The sequence below is a fragment of the Chthonomonas sp. genome (genome assembly GCA_016788115.1).
GTDB lineage: Bacteria > Armatimonadota > Fimbriimonadia > Fimbriimonadales > Fimbriimonadaceae > UBA2391.
The window spans coordinates 377,726-396,593 of record JAEURR010000005.1 but is presented as its reverse complement, the minus strand read 5'-3'; the positions used below and the strand labels follow the sequence as shown (position 1 = coordinate 396,593).

The 18,868-nt window shown below is 61.2% G+C and carries 15 protein-coding genes and 1 tRNA gene; 10 read left to right on the top strand and 6 right to left on the bottom strand.

Annotated features, from left to right (window positions below):
- Positions 1 to 75: 75 nt before the first annotated feature.
- The gene (locus tag JNM85_04500) at positions 76 to 1,119 is read left to right on the top strand and encodes a hypothetical protein (protein ID MBL8087316.1); all 1,044 of its coding nucleotides are present in this window, start codon (positions 76 to 78) and stop codon (positions 1,117 to 1,119) included.
- On the opposite strand, the gene JNM85_04495 is transcribed toward JNM85_04500, so the two are convergent.
- Entirely contained in the window at positions 1,094 to 2,989 is a 1,896-nt protein-coding gene (locus JNM85_04495; protein MBL8087315.1) for an ABC-F family ATP-binding cassette domain-containing protein, read from the bottom strand. The genes JNM85_04500 and JNM85_04495 overlap by 26 nt on opposite strands.
- A gap of 41 nt (positions 2,990 to 3,030) precedes the next feature.
- Here JNM85_04495 and JNM85_04490 point away from each other — a divergent pair.
- From JNM85_04490 to JNM85_04465, 6 genes are all read left to right on the top strand, one after another.
- A tRNA-Leu gene (locus JNM85_04490) sits at positions 3,031 to 3,116 on the top strand.
- A gap of 112 nt (positions 3,117 to 3,228) precedes the next feature.
- A complete protein-coding gene (locus JNM85_04485; protein MBL8087314.1) occupies positions 3,229 to 3,741 on the top strand; it encodes a SprT-like domain-containing protein in 513 nt (170 codons plus the stop codon).
- 28 nt (positions 3,742 to 3,769) lie between these two features.
- Positions 3,770 to 5,329, top strand: a complete 1,560-nt coding sequence (locus tag JNM85_04480) for an NAD(P)H-hydrate dehydratase (GenBank protein MBL8087313.1) — start codon at positions 3,770 to 3,772, stop codon at positions 5,327 to 5,329.
- Complete coding sequence (locus JNM85_04475; protein ID MBL8087312.1) at positions 5,314 to 6,510, top strand: FHA domain-containing protein; 1,197 nt, start codon at positions 5,314 to 5,316, stop codon at positions 6,508 to 6,510. Before JNM85_04480 ends, JNM85_04475 begins: the two co-directional genes overlap by 16 nt.
- Positions 6,511 to 7,824, top strand: coding sequence for an FHA domain-containing protein (locus JNM85_04470; GenBank protein ID MBL8087311.1), 1,314 nt, complete (start codon positions 6,511 to 6,513; stop codon positions 7,822 to 7,824). It abuts the gene before it with no gap.
- A 33-nt stretch (positions 7,825 to 7,857) separates the two neighbouring features.
- Complete coding sequence (locus JNM85_04465; GenBank protein MBL8087310.1) at positions 7,858 to 9,210, top strand: VWA domain-containing protein; 1,353 nt, start codon at positions 7,858 to 7,860, stop codon at positions 9,208 to 9,210.
- Here the strand turns inward: JNM85_04465 and JNM85_04460 are convergent.
- Entirely contained in the window at positions 9,207 to 9,476 is a 270-nt protein-coding gene (locus JNM85_04460) for a hypothetical protein (GenBank protein MBL8087309.1), read from the bottom strand. The two genes, JNM85_04465 and JNM85_04460, sit on opposite strands and share 4 nt — an antisense overlap.
- Positions 9,477 to 9,491: 15 nt before the next feature.
- Here JNM85_04460 and priA point away from each other — a divergent pair, with 15 nt between their 5' ends.
- From priA to JNM85_04445, 3 genes are read left to right on the top strand one after another with little or no spacing between them, the layout of a single operon-like run.
- Positions 9,492 to 11,978, top strand: coding sequence for a primosomal protein N' (priA, locus tag JNM85_04455; GenBank protein ID MBL8087308.1), 2,487 nt, complete (start codon positions 9,492 to 9,494; stop codon positions 11,976 to 11,978).
- A 35-nt stretch (positions 11,979 to 12,013) separates the two neighbouring features.
- The gene (gene alaS / locus JNM85_04450) at positions 12,014 to 14,806 is read left to right on the top strand and encodes an alanine--tRNA ligase (GenBank protein ID MBL8087307.1); all 2,793 of its coding nucleotides are present in this window, start codon (positions 12,014 to 12,016) and stop codon (positions 14,804 to 14,806) included.
- Positions 14,806 to 15,141: a hypothetical protein gene (locus JNM85_04445; protein ID MBL8087306.1), complete on the top strand. Its 336-nt coding sequence runs from the start codon at positions 14,806 to 14,808 to the stop codon at positions 15,139 to 15,141. Before alaS ends, JNM85_04445 begins: the two co-directional genes overlap by 1 nt.
- Here the strand turns inward: JNM85_04445 and JNM85_04440 are convergent.
- The 4 genes from JNM85_04440 to JNM85_04425 are packed head-to-tail and all read right to left on the bottom strand — an operon-like array spanning position 15,138 to position 18,805.
- A complete protein-coding gene (locus tag JNM85_04440) occupies positions 15,138 to 15,887 on the bottom strand; it encodes a hypothetical protein (protein MBL8087305.1) in 750 nt (249 codons plus the stop codon). The two genes, JNM85_04445 and JNM85_04440, sit on opposite strands and share 4 nt — an antisense overlap.
- Complete coding sequence (locus tag JNM85_04435) at positions 15,884 to 16,060, bottom strand: ubiquitin-like protein UBact (GenBank protein ID MBL8087304.1); 177 nt, start codon at positions 16,058 to 16,060, stop codon at positions 15,884 to 15,886. Before JNM85_04435 ends, JNM85_04440 begins: the two co-directional genes overlap by 4 nt.
- Positions 16,053 to 17,489 carry a proteasome accessory factor PafA2 family protein gene (locus JNM85_04430; protein MBL8087303.1) on the bottom strand — a complete coding sequence of 479 codons (1,437 nt, stop codon included), beginning with the start codon at positions 17,487 to 17,489 and terminating at the stop codon, positions 16,053 to 16,055. The genes JNM85_04435 and JNM85_04430 overlap by 8 nt, the downstream gene beginning before the upstream one ends.
- The gene (locus JNM85_04425; protein ID MBL8087302.1) at positions 17,486 to 18,805 is read right to left on the bottom strand and encodes a hypothetical protein; all 1,320 of its coding nucleotides are present in this window, start codon (positions 18,803 to 18,805) and stop codon (positions 17,486 to 17,488) included. Before JNM85_04425 ends, JNM85_04430 begins: the two co-directional genes overlap by 4 nt.
- Positions 18,806 to 18,868 lie beyond the last annotated feature (63 nt).

Genomic DNA, 18,868 nt, shown 5'->3' with positions numbered 1-18,868 from the left:
ATCGCGGCACTTTGCCTCGTCTGTATTAAAGCGTGGGCAATCTCTGCAGTCCATACTAGTACCGTAAAAATGTTGGTGATTCCCATTCTACTTTGCCTTCAGACCACCGCCGTCAGCGGCGTGGACACTGTCCGGTTGGCATACGACGGATGGAACTTCGTCGCGACTGGATCCAACTGGACGGAGCGGGTGCCGGTTTCGACGGCGACGCTGCCTCCGGCGAAGACATTTGAGTTTTCCGACGGCGAGCTCTCGATCAAATTCGATGGGAAGCAAATGACCATCACGCTGGGTAAGTACACACGGTCCACGCGCTTCCCAGATATCCCCACCAGCCCGCGGCTGTTCAGCAAAGAGCAGATCCGCGATGCCATCCAAGGCATTGAGGCTGGATCACGCGCTCGGGAAGTCTCGGCACTTTCCGGTTACGAGCTGCTCGGCGATCAGATGTACTTGCTGCTGCACTGGGACGATGAGGATCGCAAGCCGATCTTCGAAGCGCTCGTGTCCATCGACCTGGCCGAGGCGATCCCCTGGTTCAAGGTGGTGGACAAGATGCCGGGTGTCTCGACCGCGACGGGCTCAATCAGCGACGAACTGCTCGTCGTGAATGGGCGGCTCGCGACGGTCGCCAAGAACAGCGAAAAGTGGGGGCTAGCGACTTGGGACTTGGACAAAAAGTACACCCGCTTCTACCCGATTGGCTCGGGTCTGATGCGTTACTCCATCCCGAGCCAGGCTCCGAGCAAGCTACTCTTCGTGGAGCGCACTTCGTACGGCTCGTGGCTGGCTGGACGTGTGGATTTGGCGACCAATGAGCGAGAAGATCTCGCCGAAGATCGAGACAAGGTTAGTTTCGTGGCGACGGACCCGACCGTGCTTCGCTTCGACTCCGAGCAGGGATGCCGCATCCGCTACCTGGCCTCGGGACTTGAATCAAGTTTCCCGGCCTGGACCGCGGCTCGAGACACTCCGCACGGGCTGATCACCTGGTACCCGAGCACGAAGCCCACCACCGCCACGTGGTACGCCAAGGGAACGTGGACGCCCGTCGCGCGGTGGACGCAGCCCCCGCCCGCCAAGCCCCCGGCACCTAAGCCGAGCCCTGCAAAGCCCTGAGCTCTTCAAGTCGTGCGGCGGTTGTCTCCCAGTGTCCGAGTTGAGCCTCGACGTCTGCTTGGATCTGGGCGTGATCCTTGCTCATTGCGAAGTGATCGTCTTTCGGGTCAGCGAGGGCCATGCGTGATTCCAGCGCGGAGAGCTTCGCCTCCGTGGCGGTGATGGCGTCTTCGGCGTCCGCGATCGCCTTCTCGAGTCGCTGGATTTCCTTGCTGAGTTCACGCGGGCTGAGGGCCGCACTCGCCACGACCGCCTGGGCCTGTACTTGCGCCTTCGTCTCCGTGGAGGGAGTGGTCTTGCTCCGGCGATACTCTGCGTAACTTCCTCCGTACTGGATTGGAACCCCTCCACGCATATCGAGTGTGTGGTCGGTCACTTGAGTCAGCAGCGTCCGGTCGTGAGAGACCAGGATGAGCGTGCCATTGAACTCAGAGAGCACCTCCGTGAGCGCGTCCCGTGAGGCCATGTCCAGGTGGTTGGTCGGCTCGTCCAGGATCAGGACGTTGGGGTGCTGGATGGTGAGTACCGCGAGTTGAACCTTGTTCCTCTCGCCGCCGCTCAGCGTTCTAATCGGGCGCATCGCGTCATCGCCGCTGAGCAGGAAGCGTCCCAAGAGGTTGCGCGCTGCCGCGATCTCCATCCCTTCTCGGTGGTGCAAGAACTCGATGGGGCTGAGATCGCTCACAAGCGCGTCGGCGTGCTGGCTGAAGTAACCGACGTTTACGTTTGAGCCGACTTTGATCGTCCCATTGGTGGGCGGGTACTCGCCCGTCAACAGTCGGACCAAGGTCGATTTGCCCGCGCCGTTTACGCCGATGACGCCCCAACGTTCACCCCACCGGACCGTCCAGTCGAGCCCTTCGAAGAGGTTCGAACCACCAAACCCATGTCCGAGCCCGCTTGTTTCGTAAACCCGGTCGCCTGCGCGCTTCATGACTTGGAAACTGGTGACCATGGACTTCTCGGCTTTGGGAGCCTGGACGGCGCTTGCCTGGAGTTTCTCCAGCTGCTTCAGCCGGCCACGGGCCTGGGCCGTGCGCTGGCTGTTCATGAACCGCCGGACGTACTCATCCAGCTTGGACATCTGATCCTGCTGCTTCTTGGCGAGGTCCGCGAGTCGCGCCTCGTCCTCCTCACGCAGCTTCAAATACTGGTCGAAATCGCCGGGATACGACTTCACCCGCCCATCGCGCATCTCGATGACGGAGCTCACCGTCCGGCGCAGAAACTCGCGGTCGTGAGAGACCACCAGGACGGCACCGTGATACGCCCGGACCCACCCCTCAAGCCACTCGGTTGCCTCCAGGTCCAGGTGGTTCGTTGGCTCGTCCAGGATGATCAAGTCCGGCTCTTCCAGCAGCAGCCGGGCGAGCATTAGGCGCGTCTTCTCGCCACCAGAAAGGTATTTGACTTGCCGGTCGAACTCTGAATCCTGGAAGCCCATGCGAGTGAGCACGACCCGGAAGTCGGTCTCCAGCGAGAACCCACCTTCGGCGTGGAAGTGCTCGTGGAGGGCGCTGATCTCTTCCAAGTCCTCCATCGACGGGGACGGATTTTCAAGCAGTGCGTCGAGGCGAGTCTTCATCTCAACGAGGTGCCCCCTCGCTTGCTCAGCCGATTGAAGGACGGTCAACTCGTTGTCCAGCGAAGCCATCTGGCTCAGGTAGCCGATCTCGGCTCCGCGAGCCAGGTTCACGGTCCCGCCATCCGGCTCGTACTCCCGAACGATTACTTTCAGCAGAGTTGTCTTGCCGCAGCCGTTGCGGCCTACGAGTGCCACCTTGTCGCCCCTTTGAATGCGCAGATCGACACCGTCAAGGACGATGGAATCGGCAAACTCCTTGCGGACGTTGGAGACGACCAGCAGCACTCCACGATTGTACTAGGCAACCAGGTATGCTCGGATTTCTGGCCGGGATGGCGGAATGGTAGACGCGGCGGTCTCAAACACCGTTGAGCTCAAACTCGTGCGGGTTCGAGTCCCGCTCCCGGCACCAACATATCGGTACCGCTGTTTCCATTTTTGTATAAGCACTGCGCTTAGAAAGAATGGCCTTTCTTTTTTTGACGGCTCATCATTGAGGTTAGTGCATCAGTGGCGTTCATTCAATGGCATCAGTAGACGCTAAGCCGATCCACCCGCTGGACGAAGAGGCGCGGGAGATTCTGTGCAGCCTATTGCACACTCACCCCTTGGGCAAGCCGATCACTTTGCGCTGGCGGAACTATCGCACGACGGCCGGCACTGCCGAGTTTACGACGTTTACGATCTCGCTCAGCAAGACGCTCATGACCGACGCTGAGCGTCTGCGCAGCACGCTGGTGCACGAGTACGCCCATCTTCTCGCTTTCGCGCGCCATGGCCTGCGGGGACGGGGCCACGGGCCTGCGTGGCGTCAAGCAATGGTCGATCTCGGGGAGACTCCGACCGTTCGCCACCGGTACGACTGCCAGCGAAACCGCACGCGCCACCTCCACATCTATGTGTGCGTCCGGTGTCGCGAGCAGTTCAAAAGGGGACGACTTTTCTCGCGCGGCAGGGTCTATATCCACAAGGATTGCGGTGGCAAGCTCAATTATCTGCAAAAGATCGCGATAACGAATTCTGAATTGGACGCGTAGTTCTCAATGCCCTCCCAGGAAGGCGACTATGTGGATCGCAACGGCAGCACATGCGCACAGATTGGATGACCGAGCGGAAGAACTCTACGGTCTATCGACCGATATCCTGATCGAGCGGGCTGGCCAATCAGTCCGAGACGCCATCCTTGAAATGCTTCCCGAAGGCGGCCGGGTTACTTTTTTCTGCGGCAAGGGCAACAATGGGGCGGACGGTCTGTACGCCGCAACACTTGTTCACCAGACCGGACTCGGGGTCGAGGTGCTCATGACCCACTCAGAGGACGAGCTCAATGCGCACGCACTTGCTCACCTCACGAACCTGCGCGCGCAGGGAATCGATCCGATTTTCCCGAGCGATCCCCAGTGGCTGACCAAGGCCGGATGTGTGGCTTGCCGCGACCTGGTGGTGGACTCCGTGCTTGGAACTGGCGCACGGGGCGACGTCGCTGATGCCGTCCGCGCGGCGATCCGCTCCATGAACGAGGGTGGGTTGCCGGTCATCTCCGTGGATGTGCCAAGCGGGATCGTGGCCGACTCCGGGGAAGAACTGGGCGAGAGCGTGTGGGCGAGTTGCACGATTACGATGGGGCTTCCCAAGCAGTGCTTCTTCCAGGGGATCGGGATCGAGCATTCTGGCGCTTGGCGCGTGGCCGACTTGGGGTATCCGGACGAACTCCTGCGGGAGCCAACTTCCGCCCGGCTGATCGACCGCGAATGGGTCTGTGACTTGCTGCCCGATCGACTCCGTTCCAGCCACAAAGGTGATCACGGGCACGTGCTCATTGTCGCCGGGAGTGCGGCGATGCCGGGTGCGGCAGTGCTGGCCGCTCAGGCTGCCCTGCGTGCGGGTGCGGGGCTGGTGACCGTCGCCGGGATCGAGAGCGTGGTGCGCGCGGTGTCGCAGCGATTGCCCGAGGCCCTGCTCCTCGTGCTCCCTGAGCGCGAAGGGTGCATCAGCCCGCTTGCGGTCGAACCCTTGTTAGCGGCTTCGCAACGCGCGACGTCCGTGGTGTTCGGTCCAGGCCTTTCAGACTGGCTGCCGGTGACCCAGTTTTTGGCCGACCTCTGGCCGCGGTGGGACATCCCATCGGTGATCGATGCCGACGCCCTAAACGCGGTGAGCCGTGGCGTCACACTCCCCCCGGGCGAGTGCGTGCTAACTCCTCACCCCGGCGAGATGGGCAGGCTGATGCACTGTAGCGCCGCCGAGATTCAATCGCGCCGATTCTCGATCGTCGAGGCGGCGGTCCAGAAATTCGAACGGACGATCCTCTTGAAGGGGGCGTACAGCATCGTAGGCAGCATGATGCAGCCGTTGAACGTCAACCCGACCGGCAACCCCGGTATGGCCACCGGTGGGATGGGGGACGTGCTCAGTGGACTGCTGGGTACGTTGCTGGCGCAGGATCTACCGCCGTACTTGGCTGCATCATGTGGGGCGTATTGGCACGGACTTGCGGCTGACCTTTGTGCCGAAGAGATTGGACCTCAGGGTTACCTCGCTTCCGAGGTTGCAGCAAAGTTACCGGCTGCAAGGGCTAAAATCACTGCACCGTGCCCGTCAGAAGACTCTTGTCAGTTGCCGTAGTCGGCGTGCTGTTCGCGGGGGTAGCCCATGCGCTCACGCTCCAGTTCGTCAACGAGGGAAAGCGCGTTGCCTGGCTGGCCGATTCCTTCGGCGGGGCCCCGCCCGCCGAGGCCGCGGTGAGCGAGGCGAAGGTCACCCTCGCGGACGATAAGTCCAAGCCGTGGTGCTATGTCCTCGACCTCTCGACGGGTCGGGCGGCCCGGCGCAAGGTCGCCGATGTGAAGGGCTCGTGGACGGTCAAAGACACTGATTTCAACCTCATCGGCAAGGTCACGGTTGTGCTGACTCACGCCGAGAAGCCCGTCAGCGCCGCCCAAGTGGTCCTCACCACGGGCTCCGAATCCTACTCTGGGTTGCTTGCTCCCGCCGACGTTGGCACCCTGAGTTTTTACTGCCTGCCCACGGGGCCAGCTAAACTGAAGATCACCTACCGTTCCAAGGGCACAACCCAGGAACTCGTCCCCCGACCCATGTTCGACCTTGCGCTGCCGAAAGACGGTCAACCAGTCGTGCTGCCGGTTTCGATCACCGCCGCGGTCGATACGGTAGCCCCTGACGCCGAACCCAAAGCCCACGCGCAGCCAGCCGCGAAGGACGCCCCGGCTCAGCCGAACGAAGGACAATCACTCCTCGGCCGCGTCATTGCCTACATTCTGGGCTTTGGGGTCGTCGCAGCCGTGCTCTACTACGGCACTCGGTACCTGACGGGCAATATCGCGACAGTCAATCAGAACCTGGCCAAGATTGGCGTTCAAATCCCGGAAGACCCTGCGGAACCGGACGAGACCGCTCCGCCACCTCCGACTTCCTCTCGCCGAGCCGAGCCCGTCCCGCAAATCGTCTTGGACAGTGCGCCGCTCGATCCCGTTGCCCCGATCGCAACCGCTCCCGTAGTGAGCAATCCGCGCCTTGTCTTCGGCTCGGGGGAGATTCGCCTGATCGCTGACGGAACGACGACGGTCGGGCGGGAGGCACCCGCCGATTGGGTCATGCCGGGCGAGCCCTCGCTATCGCGGCGGCATGCCGAGTTCAACCGTTCTGGGGACGTTGTCCGGCTCAAAGACTTGGGCAGCACGAACGGGACCTACGTGAACGGGGATAAGCTAGGGGTGGACGACAGAATTTTGGAAGTGGGCGATGCTGTGCAGTTTGGCGCGGCTTCCTTCCGATTTGAAAAATAGATGTACGGCCGCGCGTTTGCGTTGATGTTTGTGGGAGCCATGGGCGGAGCGCTCGCCTGGGCCGTTTCCGAACCGTTTGCTCCACGGATGATTGACGCACCCACTTGGGCTGCTTTCGAGCGCATCTTCAACATCAGCATGGGGTGCTTCATCGGCGGCCTGATCGGGTTTGTATCAGGCCGGTTTCAAGGCTCCCGAACTCACTCGATTCGGGGACTGATTCTAGGTTTGATCGTCGGTTTGGTCGTCGGTCCGATTGCCGGCAGTGTGGGCTCCGCAGCATTCAATTCGCTCACGGGTGGCGTTGGGGCCCTCGGCGGGGGCCCGATCGTGTTCGTTGCGCGCCTTGTGGGCTGGGGAATCTTCGGAGCGCTGCTCGGGCTCGGATTAGGCGCGATCGGACGAAGCACCAAGCGAGCGATTCAGGGCTTGATTGGCGGCGGCTTGGGAGGCATTGTTGGCGGGTTCGCATTCGAGATGGCAGCGGTTGTGGTCGCCCCGCTGCTCGTAACCCCGGGCGCGGGCGTGCATGAGGTTGGCACGATCCCGAGAGCGGTGGGTTTGACCTGCGTAGGCGCGGGAATTGGTCTCTTCATCGGTCTTGCGGATGCGTACGCCCGGACCGCTTGGATTCGACTCATGCTGGGGCGCAACGAGGGCCGCGACTGGTCGCTCGACTGGCCGACTGCCTACATCGGCAGGGACGAGCGGGCCCACATACCGCTGTTCGGCGACATGAACGTTGCCCCACACCACGCCACAATCGTCCGCCAGGGTGCGGGTTACTGGGTTCATGATGCGGGTACGCCGATCGGTATCGGGCTGAATGGACAACGTGTCCAAGGCTCGGCCCCGCTCAACAATGGCGACGTCATTCAGGTAGCCGGACACCAGCTTCAGTTCCTGTCCAAAGGGCCACGCCCGCAATACATCCCAACTGCTGCGCCCGCACAAGTCGATCCGCGCCACGCCGTCTCCAGCGCCCCGGTGAACGTGCTGCAACCGACCGTCGCCATGCCCGCTGCAGGTGGCGGTATGGCAACGCTCGTCGCGACCGGTGGGCCGCTGGCAGGCATGCGTTTCCCAGTGGTTGGGACGATGTTCGTCGGACGCGAGGCCAGCGCGATTCCAGTCGAATTCGACTCGCTCGTCTCCCGTCGCCATGCGAGCCTGGAACCGCAGGGAATGGGGGTCTTGGTGACCGATCATGGCAGTACCAATGGCACGCTCGTGAACGGTCAGCGCGTCCAGTCGACCCTGGCAAACCCGGGCGACACCGTGCAGATAGGATCAACCGTCTTTAGGGTTGAGTAACTCTCGGGCGGTTTCTCGTCAATAATCAAGAACATGGAACCTACGCAGGCATTTGATCCAAATCGCACGATGATCGCGCCCCCGGCCGGTCAGCCCACGATGGCGATGCCCGCGGGCTCCATGGCGCAGCCAGCCCAGTCGCTGGTCGCCAAGCTGACGCCTAGCCGCCCGGCAACCATGGCAAACGGGCCCGCGCGCGAGCAGTTCTTGCTGGAGATCACCTCGCCCAACAACGACCTGCCGGGCGTGGCTTCGGGCTCGGTCCGCACTCCGCTCAACCTGTGCTTGGTCGTGGATCGCAGCGGTTCGATGGAAGGGCAGCCCTTGGAGTACGCCAAGCAGGCCTGCACTTACGTGGTGGACATGCTCTCACCGAACGACATCCTGAGCATCGTCACCTTCGAGCAGTTTGTCGAACTTTTGATGCCTCCCCAGCGCGTGACGAGCAAGGACCCGATCAAGCAGGGCATTTCGCGATTGACGCCCGGGAACACCACCAACTTGTACGACGCATTGAACATGGCGATGCAGCAGGTGATATCGTTCCAAGAAGGCAAGCGCGCCACCCGAGTGATCGTCCTGACGGACGGCGACCCGACCGAAGGAATCAAGGACTTCGCCACGCTGGTGGCTTTCGCGGGCGAGCTCAAAGCCAAAGGGATCACGACGACCTTCCTGGGGTTCGGCGGCGACTACAACGAAGAACTGCTGGCCGGGATGGCCAAGCGAGCAGGCGGCAACCACTACTTCATTCCTCGCCCGGAACTACTTCCCGAGATTTTCCGCACCGAACTCGAAAAACTCTTCACGCTCACGGGGCAAAATCTGCGACTCCAGATGAAGCTCGCCCGATGGGTGAAGCTTCGCGCGGCAACGGGCCACAACGTGCCGCCCGGAGACCGCGAATTTGAACTGACGCTCACCGACCTCGAACGCGGCGCGACTCTACAGCAGGTTTTTGATTTCGAGTTTGCCAACCACCCGCTCGGGCACTACCGAGTGGCAACCGGGCGCTTGCTTTTCGATGACTCCACCACTGGCCAACCTTCGAGTATGGAGATCGACTTCGAAATGGAGTTCACTGCCGATGCCGCGCGATACTCTGCCCCGGCGAATCCGGTGGTCACCCAGGCGTCCGATGTCGCCGCCGCCAGCCGCGCCGTCGAGCGGACTATCATGGGACTCAAGACCGGCCAAATCACGAGCATGGGTGCGGTCGCAGAGCTCCAAAAGACGCAAGCGCTCCTCCTGCAAGATGGCCGCATCAGCGAAGCTCAGGAAGTGACGATGGCACTGCGGGCATTGCAGTCCGGAGACCACGGCACCGCAGAGAAGACGTTGATGGGCACCGTGGTCCAGCTAGATCAGGGCAAGAAGCAGAGCTAGGAAAACAGGTCTCGCTCGTCCGGGATCCCCAAGGGAGCCGCATTGAGATCGGGTCCTGGGTGTGAATTGTCGTCGAGATTCCCGGCGTTTTCTAACGCGTACCATCCGATTGCCAAGAGGCCCAGACCGGCGGCGATGGGGATGACGATAACCCAGACGTAGTCGCTCGTTGTGCGCAGGTCCATCGTGAGAACCATCACCACGGTTGCGCCGAGCATCAGCATGCCGATACCCATCGTGCCGCACCCGAGGATCCAGCGTGTCACAACCCATGGTATCGCATGTTGCACAATGAACGCATCCCAGCGATGAAAACCCCTGCCAAGACCGTGACCCACGCCATCGTGGGAGGCGTCGCCCAAATCGAAGTTGCCGATGTGGCAATGGACGCGCGCACGGCGGGCAACGAGGCGCTCTACACCTACAGCAACGCAGTCGGGGCTTCGCCGGGAGATACCGTCGTGGTGCCGCTCGGCCCGCGCACCGCTCTGGGAACCGTCCTCTCGATTCGACGTGTGTCCCCGCGCCAACTCGGATTTGCGCCGTCGGCGCTACGGCAGATCACGGGGATCGTCCACGGTGTGCGTCTCCCGGAGACGCTGCTCGACCTGGTGGAGTGGGTCGCCACGGAGACTCTGTCTTCGACCTCCGCTGCGCTGGGTCTGGCGATGCCACCCGGGTTGAAAGAGCGGATAGTGACCGAGTGGAAGGTCATCCGAGCTCTTGAAAAGGACGAGCAGACCGGGCTGTCCGTCGCCCAGTCGGAGACTCTCAAGGTGTTGGCCGATCACGGCGGTTCACTTATCGAAACCAAGCAGAAGCCGATCGCGGCGGGAGCCAAGAAACACCTGCGTTCACTGCGCAAGCTCGGGATCGTCGAGGAGCAGTTGAGTGTCGCACCGCTCGTCGATCGACACCGTCTCACGGGCGAGATCCGGTTGACTTCAGACGAGCATAAAATTGAGCTGTTCCTGGCCAAAAACGGTAAGAAGCGGCCCGCGCAGGCACTTACTTTGATGCGGCTACAGGGGGCATCTACTTCCAGTTTCAGCGCGCAAGAGGTCAAGGCGCTCAGCGGGGCAACCGATCAGACACTCCATGCGCTGATCCAGGCGGGGCTGTTGGAGCGCGTCGATGCCGACGGTTATCTTTCGACCCCTGCGCCGGTCTTAAACCCGGCTCAGCGCAAGGCGACCGACGCGGTTGTGTCCGCAATCACCGGTCGTCGTCACGAGTCATTCCTGCTCTTTGGCGTCACGGGGAGCGGCAAGACAGAAGTCTATCTGCACGCTGCCGAGCAGGCCCTCCGGCTGGGGCGAAGCGTCCTCTACCTCGTCCCTGAGATCGCCTTGACCGCCCAAGTCATTGCCCAACTGCGAAACCGCTTCGGTCGCGGGGTGACCGTCCTGCACAGCAACTTGCCTCCACAGGAGCGGCTCGCAAACTGGCTCAAAATCGCGAGCGGCGAGGCGGCAGTGATCCTTGGGGCACGATCGGCGCTCTTTTCGCCGATTCGCGATCTCGGTTTGGTGATCGTGGATGAGGAGCACGAAAACAGCTACAAGCAGGAATCGGCCCCGCGCTATCACGGTCGCGATGTGGCGCTTTTCTTGGGGCAGCAGTTCGATGCGCCCGTGGTACTGGGTTCGGCCACACCCAGCATCGAGAGCTTTTACGCAGCCGAGACCGAGAAGCACACGCTCCTGGAGATGCCGGTGCGGACGGCGAGCGCCAAGCTGCCGACCATCCACATCCAGGACCTCACCGAGTTGTATCGCGAGCGACACCCCTCGCTCTTTTCGCCCCTGCTGAAGCAGAAAATGGTGTCCTCACTCGCGCGAGAAGAACAGGTGATCCTATTCCTGAATCGGCGCGCCTACTCGCCGTTTCTTCTGTGTCGTGATTGCGGGCACCAGTTCAAGTGCGTAAACTGTGCCACCGCGATGAGCTTCCATAAGCGGGTGAAGCGGCTGAAGTGCCACCACTGCGCACGCGAGGAAGCGGCGCCGGACGTGTGCCCGGCCTGCTCTAGCGACCGGATCGGGGCGTTCGGTACTGGCGCGGAGAAGGTGGAAGAAGCCGTCCGTCAAGAGTTTCCCACCACGTCGGTCGCACGCTTGGACCGCGACATTGCCGCAAAGTCGGGCGCGCTTGAGGAAACGTTGGCGCTTTTCCGTAGCCGAGCCATTCAGGTGCTTGTCGGCACCCAGATGGTGGCGAAGGGTCTCGACTTTCCCCATGTCACGCTGGTGGGCGTCATCGCCGCCGACATCTCGCTCAATATTCCAGACTTCCGTGCGAGCGAGCGCACGTTCCAACTGCTCTCGCAGGTGAGCGGTCGCGCGGGACGCGGCGAGCGACCCGGCGAGGTCGTCATCCAGACCTTGGCCCCCGAGAACCACGCCATCAGGTGTGCGATGAGCCACGACTATCGCGAGCTCTATCGCAATATTCTTTCCGAACGGAAGGAAGCTTGGTACCCCCCATTCTGCAGGCTGATCAATATTGTAATCTCTGGTGAGGATCGCGAAGCGGTCGGCGCAGCGATCTCGGATTTGTCCACGCAGCTCAAGTCGGCGGCGCACGGAGTGCGGGTCAACGGGCCAGTGGATTGTCCATTGGAACGGCTGAATAACCAGTGGCGCATGCACTTGCTGCTGAAGCTGCCTCTGCATGTGCACCCCTCGGAGATTGGCCTGATCTTGGCCGGATTCGACCCCAAGAAAGCTTCGATGATGGTGGACGTCAACCCACATTCCATGATGTAACTCAGGCTCGCGGGTACCCTTTAGGGCACTTCGCCATGAAAGCCAGCGAGCTCCGCCGTAAATACATTGAATTCTTCGTCGAGAAAGGGCATGACCATTTCCCATCGGGTTCGCTCGTGCCTTACGATGTCACGGGTCGTTTGGATGAGTCGCTGCTCTTCAACGGCGCGGGCATGGTGCAGTTCAAGCCTTACTTCCGCGGGGTCGCGGAACCGAAGAATCGACGATTGACGACCGCGCAGAAGTGTGTGCGCACCGGCGACATCGAGATCGTCGGCGATAGTTCGCACCTCACCTTCTTCGAGATGCTCGGCAACTTCTCGTTCGGAGACTACTTTAAGGCCGAGGCGATTCAGTACTCGTGGGAATTCTTGACCTCGAAAAAGTGGCTGGGTCTAGACCCGAAGCGTCTCGCATTCACGGTCTTCGAGAATGACGACGAAGCGTACGATGAGTGGGCGAAGTGCCTCGCGTCGGTCGGAATTGACCCGGCGACACGCATCTTTCGCTTGACCGAGGAAACGAACTTCTGGCCGGCTGGTTCATTCTCTTCCGGCCCTCCGGGACCCTGCGGGCCAAATTCGGAAATGTTCTACTGGACTGCCGACTCTGGACCGCTTCCCGAAGGACCCTACACCCGCGAGGACTATCTGCGGGACGAAGAAGCGGGCCGCTGGCTGGAGATCTGGAACGATGTGTTCATTCGATACGAATGGCAAGGCCACTTGATGAATATTGATCGCCCCGGTGACGGCTATGTCAAAGACGGAATGCCTGACCTCCCGTTCCCGAGCATCGACACTGGAATGGGACTTGAAAGGACCGCCGCTGTGCTGGGCGGCTTTAGCAGCGTCTACGAGACGGACGTCTTTCAGCCGATTCTTGCGCGGATTGGTGGGCTTTGTAACCGAAAGTACGGAGCGGACGAGACGACCGATGCAGCCATGCGCATCATCGCCGACCATCTGAGAACGGCGTCCTTTTGCATCGGGGACGGAATCTTGCCCGGCAACACCGGGCGCGGATACGTGCTGCGCCGCCTCATTCGCCGCGCAGTGCTCAAGGGACAGCGTGTATTACATTTTGATCAGCCGTTCATGCACCTGGTCTTCCCCGTGCTCCCAGAGATCATGGGCTCGGCGTACCACGAACTAGTGGACCGAGAAGCCGCGATCGCCGAGACGCTGGCGAACGAGGAACAACTATTCCGCCGCACGCTCGATGCGGGTTTCGCTCGGTTGCAGGAGGAAATCGAGTCGAAGCAAGCAGGCGATGTGCTCGATGGTGAGTATGCGTTCAAGCTCTACGACACGTACGGCTTCCCGCTTGAGGTGACACTTGAGATCTGCGGCGAGTCGGGCGTCACCGTGGATACCGATGGCTACGAGCACGCCATGCGCGAGGCGCAAGAGCGCAGCCGTGGCGCGAGCGGGCTCGACACGGTCTACGGTGGGGTCGAGATTCAGTTCATCTTTGAAGCGGACTCCGACAGTGCGACCCCTACCCACTTCGTCGGATACACAGAGGCTCAAGTCCCGGCGCGGATAGTGGGTGCACTTCCAGAGGTCCTGGAGAACGGGTTGAGCACGGGGCGAGTCGCGATCGCGTTAGATCGGACGCCACTCTATGCAGAGTCTGGCGGCCAAATCAGCGATACCGGCACCCTGGTCGGCCCCGCATTCGAGTTGGAGGTCGTCGATTCCATCCGACAAGATGGTGTCTTCGTCCACTTGTGCGAAGTTAAGAAACTAAACCATCCGACCGAGCTCTCTGGGCTGCCGCGATATGAAGTTGCGAAAATACTGCACTCGCAGCTCTTCAACCACGAAGTCGTTGCCATGGTCGATGTTAGTCGTCGCCGCGAGATCATGCGGAACCACACCGCAACTCACCTCCTGCATGCAGCGCTGCGCAAGACGCTCGGCAGCCATGTGAGCCAGGCTGGCTCGCTCGTCGCGCCGGATCACCTCCGCTTTGACTTTTCGCATAGCAAAGCACTGACCCACCAGGAGTTGGCAGAGATTGAGGAGGCTGTGTACGAGCAGATACTCGCCAATACATCCGTCGTCACCCATGTTGATCTTCCGATTGAGGAGGCTCGTGCGCGCGGCGCCATGGCATTGTTCGGCGAAAAGTACGGTGATCGTGTGCGCATGGTCGAGATCGGCGAGTTCAGCCGCGAACTGTGTGGTGGCACGCACGTCGGTGCGACGGGCGAGATTGGACTTTTCCGTATCGTAAGCGAGAGCAGCGCCGCCAGTGGCATCCGGCGCATTGAGGCTCGGACCGGCAACGGTGCGCGTGCCCTGCTGATCGAGCAGGCCGAAACCATCCGTGCGGCGAGCGCATGCCTCAAGGCCGCTCCCAAGAGCCTCGTCAGTGCAATAGAGCGCACCCTGGAGCAGCTGCGCGAGGAGCGTAAACGGCGCGAGACCGTCGAGCGACGGTTGCTCTCTGGTGAGGGAGAAGAAGGCGGAATAAAGACCGATCTTTTTGGAGAAATCGAACTTTGGCGCCCGACGTTCGAGGACATCGAGCAAAAAATGGTCTCCGAGCAGGTGGACAACTTCGTCGCTGGCAATCCGTTGCGCGTAGCTCTGGCTGGCCTCTTGGCCGATGGCAAATTGACCTTCTTCTGCAAGGCTGGTGCCGGGGCGGTAGAGAAGGGTGCGCACGCGGGGAACATCGTTCGCGAAGTCGCCAAGGCAGCCGGTGGCGGTGGCGGTGGCCGGAGCGAGTACGCAACTGCGGGGGGCCGCGATCCTTCGAAACTGAACGAAGCCCTTGAGATCGGTGCGGCTGCGCTGAAACAGATGGTGAGCAGCTAGTGCAGTCTTATTACGTGTGGGTCGATATCCAGAAGGGCGTGCATGATATTGCTTTTAGCGACGCCCTCCACAAGTTCCTCGGCTACCTGAAAGAGACCGGTGACATCGCCGAGTACCGGATTCAGCGTCGCTCCCTGGGGTTTGGTCCAAGCGAGCTCGGCGAATGGGCTGTGGTCATCGACGTGATGGACTTGGTGCAGCTAGACCAAGTTTTCAACCACGCGGCCGCACGCGCCGGTGAGCTAGAGACGCTCCATGCCGAGGTCTTCAGCCGAATACGGTCCATGCGAACCGCGCTGTACCGCGACTTCCCGGACCCAGTTCGAGTGCGCTAGCGACCGAGAACTGTTTCGATCGTCTTCGTCAGCAATGCCGCGTCGACAGGCCGTGTGCCGTCGCGATCCAAGAGTTGCGCCATCGGAGGCGTTTTGCCAAAACCACCCGTTGCCGAGTCGAGATCGGCGGCGATGTCGAGCATTCGCAGTCCCTCCTTTAGCACGTCTGCGAGCTTTCGCTCGCGCCACGGTTTGCCGGTGCGAGTGAGGTACTCAAAGATGCCGCGAATCCGCTCCGAGCCGCTCCCCGCTGCGGCGTACTCCCCGCTCAAGAATTGCGCCCCGGCGGCGTCAAAGAAGAACATTTTGAACTCATCGCTATGCGAGTCGTACATGGACAAGATCGGGATGAACACGCCGATCCCCTGCATCGCCATGGGCATGTTCCCCGCGAGTGCGCGCGAGATCTCCTGCAGCTTGCCCTCAGTGGACATCGAGCTCATGTGCATGCGCCGGTAGTACTTGTAGGAGTGCTTGAGCATCCGGCACACTTCGATGGACCGGGCGAACGAGCCACTGATCGCGACGACGGTCGCATCGTCCAGGGGCATGATCTTCTCCGCCTGATCAAACATGATCAGGTTGCCCATGGTGGCGCGCCGATCGGCCAAGGTGAGGATGCCTCCATCGTAACGGAGCGAGAGAACGGTGGTTCCGTGGACTTCACGGTCGGCCGAGACGCCCGTGACTTGGCGGTCGTGGAATCCCACCAGATCAGCGAACGAGCGAGGAGGAGGAACGTTCATTGGCCGCTGCGCTGGCGATACTTCTTCGCCTGGTCTGGATCAATATTCTTCATCCGGCGCAACAACTCGTTGGGCAAGGAAGGCTTTTGCAGGTTGGGGTTCTTGGGCCCCTCGTCTTCTCCCAGTTTGCGCTCGGGTTCAGCTGGCTTCGGTCGGTTGATTCGTTCAGGCATTGCACCGCTCCAATTCAGTGATGAAATCTTCTACGCTGAGTATAGACTCCGGGTTCGGGGGAGCAGCGATGTCCGGAGGTAATGCCACCTCAATTTCTCCGCTTCCGACCGCCAAGGTCAAGCTACTCCACGTGACCGCTCTGACTGCTTCAGGCCACCTTTCGAGTGCCAGCGCTCGCCAGGCCGCTCGGGTAGGTGGAGCCTCAGTCAGCTCAACGAGATCGTCCAGATCGGGCACCATACCGGCTGCGGCGAGACCGTAGTACAGTCCCTCGTCGCGATCCAGGTCGCAGTAGGCCAGATCCACGGCGCGCCCATCCAGGTCGCCTGAAAACGCTCTGAGCAAGTACTCTTTGGCGACCCAGTCCACTGCGCCGATCGCCTGGTCATCAAGACTTCGGACCCAATTCATCACCCGTGCGATCTCATCGAGCGCCTCCCGGCCACGGGAGCAGAGATCAAGATGCTGCACGGCTGCTTCAAGATATGAATCCAGGATAGCGTAGGCGCTCACCCCCTCCGGTGTCTCAAACTTGCGCGTTGTATCGCGGCTGATTTGCCTGATGGCCCGGACAGGATCGGCCAGCGGCCAGCGGGGCGCATGGCCCGCCTCAGCGAGCCGCAACGCGATGTGCATCAAGGAGACTTTGCGTGCGGTCGCGTTCGGATTCATGTTCGCATCGCCCGAGATGACGTGCAACCGCATCCACTTTCGCGGGTCGGCATGCGGCTCGTCTCGGGTGTTAAAGATCGGTCGGCGGTACAGCGTCTCTGCGTTCGCCGATTCCATGAAGAAGTCTGCCCGTTGGCTCAGTTGGAAATCACAGGGCTCCCCGGATTCAGCGCACGCCTTGCCTGCGCCGCACAAGATGGTTCGCGCGACCAGCATCGGCATTACCGCCGCGTACAATGCCTCAAACCCGACCGCGCGCGGCACCAGGTAGCTCTCGTGCGTTCCGTACGAAGCCCCGTGGAAGTCTGTGTTGTTCTTGTAGACCTTGCATCGCCGACCGGTCCTCTCGGTGAACTGTGTGGCGCAATGACGCAGCGTCGCATGCCCTGCGAGGTCGTGACACACCAGATCGGCGGTGTCCAGGCATTCGGGGGTGGCGTACTCGGGGTGGCCGTGGTCGTTGTAGTACCTTCCCCCGTTGTGCATCACGCGGTCGCTCCGCACGGCCGCGTCGGACTGTCGCACGCGCGAGCCCGATTCAAACTTCCAGTCTTCCGGATCGACGCTCAGCCGCTCAAGCTTGAACCCACGCAGGTCATTTCGCGGCGATTCGTGGTCGTAATTCCATCCAACGAAAGACGGACCAAGGTGGCTCCGCACAAATTCCGCGGCGTCCTCCACTTGGTCCGTTGGTGTCCGCCCTTCGACGAACAGGCCATATTCAGTTTCGATGCCTGTGAGAAGGCCTAGGTTCAACGTCGATAGGTTGCGAATCCGCCGCTGGTGCCGAAGACCCAGCTGCCCGGGGTCGTCCCCGAGACTAGCCAGTTGCCGCGCATGACCGCCCCGTTCTGAGTCACAAGGCCTGAAACGGTGCCTGTCACGGTCTCCGTGGTGACCGGGATGGCGTTGTCAACTGTGCTGACGGGGAAGAGCTTGAACGTTCCGGACGTCGAATCGTCCGAGTAGTCCACCTGTCCCTGCCACATCGCGGTGATCGATCCGTTTGCTTGCTTGTAGATGACCAACTGCTGCGAGGCACCATCATCACTCTTCGGGAAGGCGATCATGGTGATGTCGCCGCCGGGCGAGACCACGTCGGTGTGAGGCTTCCAGACGCCGGTAAGCGCCGTCTCGGTCGACGAGCTCGGATTGCTATCGGTCAGCAGGTAGGTGTTGTTCGCCTTGCGTCCGCCAATCGTGGGACCGACTTGGATCGTGCCCGACTGGATCGCAATGGGTGCGAGCAACTCGAACTTGCTGGTCGAGCCGACGCCGCGGCTGATGGCGATGCCGTCACCGCTGAAGTAAACGCGGTCCGCTACTTGGCCATTCGACATGAACGGGCGATCGCCAGCGGGCGTCGCATTCAGGTCAAACGCGAGATAGTCGGAGAAGAAAGTCGGCATCGATCCGCGAAAATCGTAGTTGAACGCTTGGAACTTATCCTCGTCGAAGATCAGGCCCGTGGTGCTGTTGTACTTCACGATTTCCTGATCAAGGCGTACCTGAATACCGGTGTACCGACCCGGCACGACGGTCATATCCACGTCAAATGGTTGCGATGCGGCGAAAACCGGACTGCCTGCGATCGGCAGATCCTGTGCTGTTCCGTCCGACTGGATCTCCTTGAGCTTCGCGATCTGGAGCGGGAACTCGGTGAACATCTGGCTCGCGCGAGTTCCGTCGAAGTTAACCACGATCTCGCCCGTGTTGATGCGGTACTCGTCCAGCACCACTGAGAGCTCAGGGAAGGCACCCTGGCTGGCGCCAGGAATCCGCTCGCCATCGTCGTTCTGGAACTCGACCGCGTTAATAACCGCAACTTGCGATCCGGTCGCGCGCCGACTCAGGCCACTCAGGAAGGTGACCTGAACGATGCCGTTCTGCGACAAATTGAACGTGGGGTAGTTGCGAGAGATGCCGCCGCCGCCGCTGGAGGAGCCACCGCTCGAAGACCCACCGGAAGTGCTCCCGGAATCATCGTGGAAATCGAAAAATCCACCGCCACCGCAGCCAGCGATCAATGCCGCCGACATCGCCAACACAAGCAAATTGCCTTTCTTGAGCACGTTCGTCAATTCCTACCTTATCGGTTTCGTCGTCCCTTCATCCAGAACCCGGTTACGGAGTTC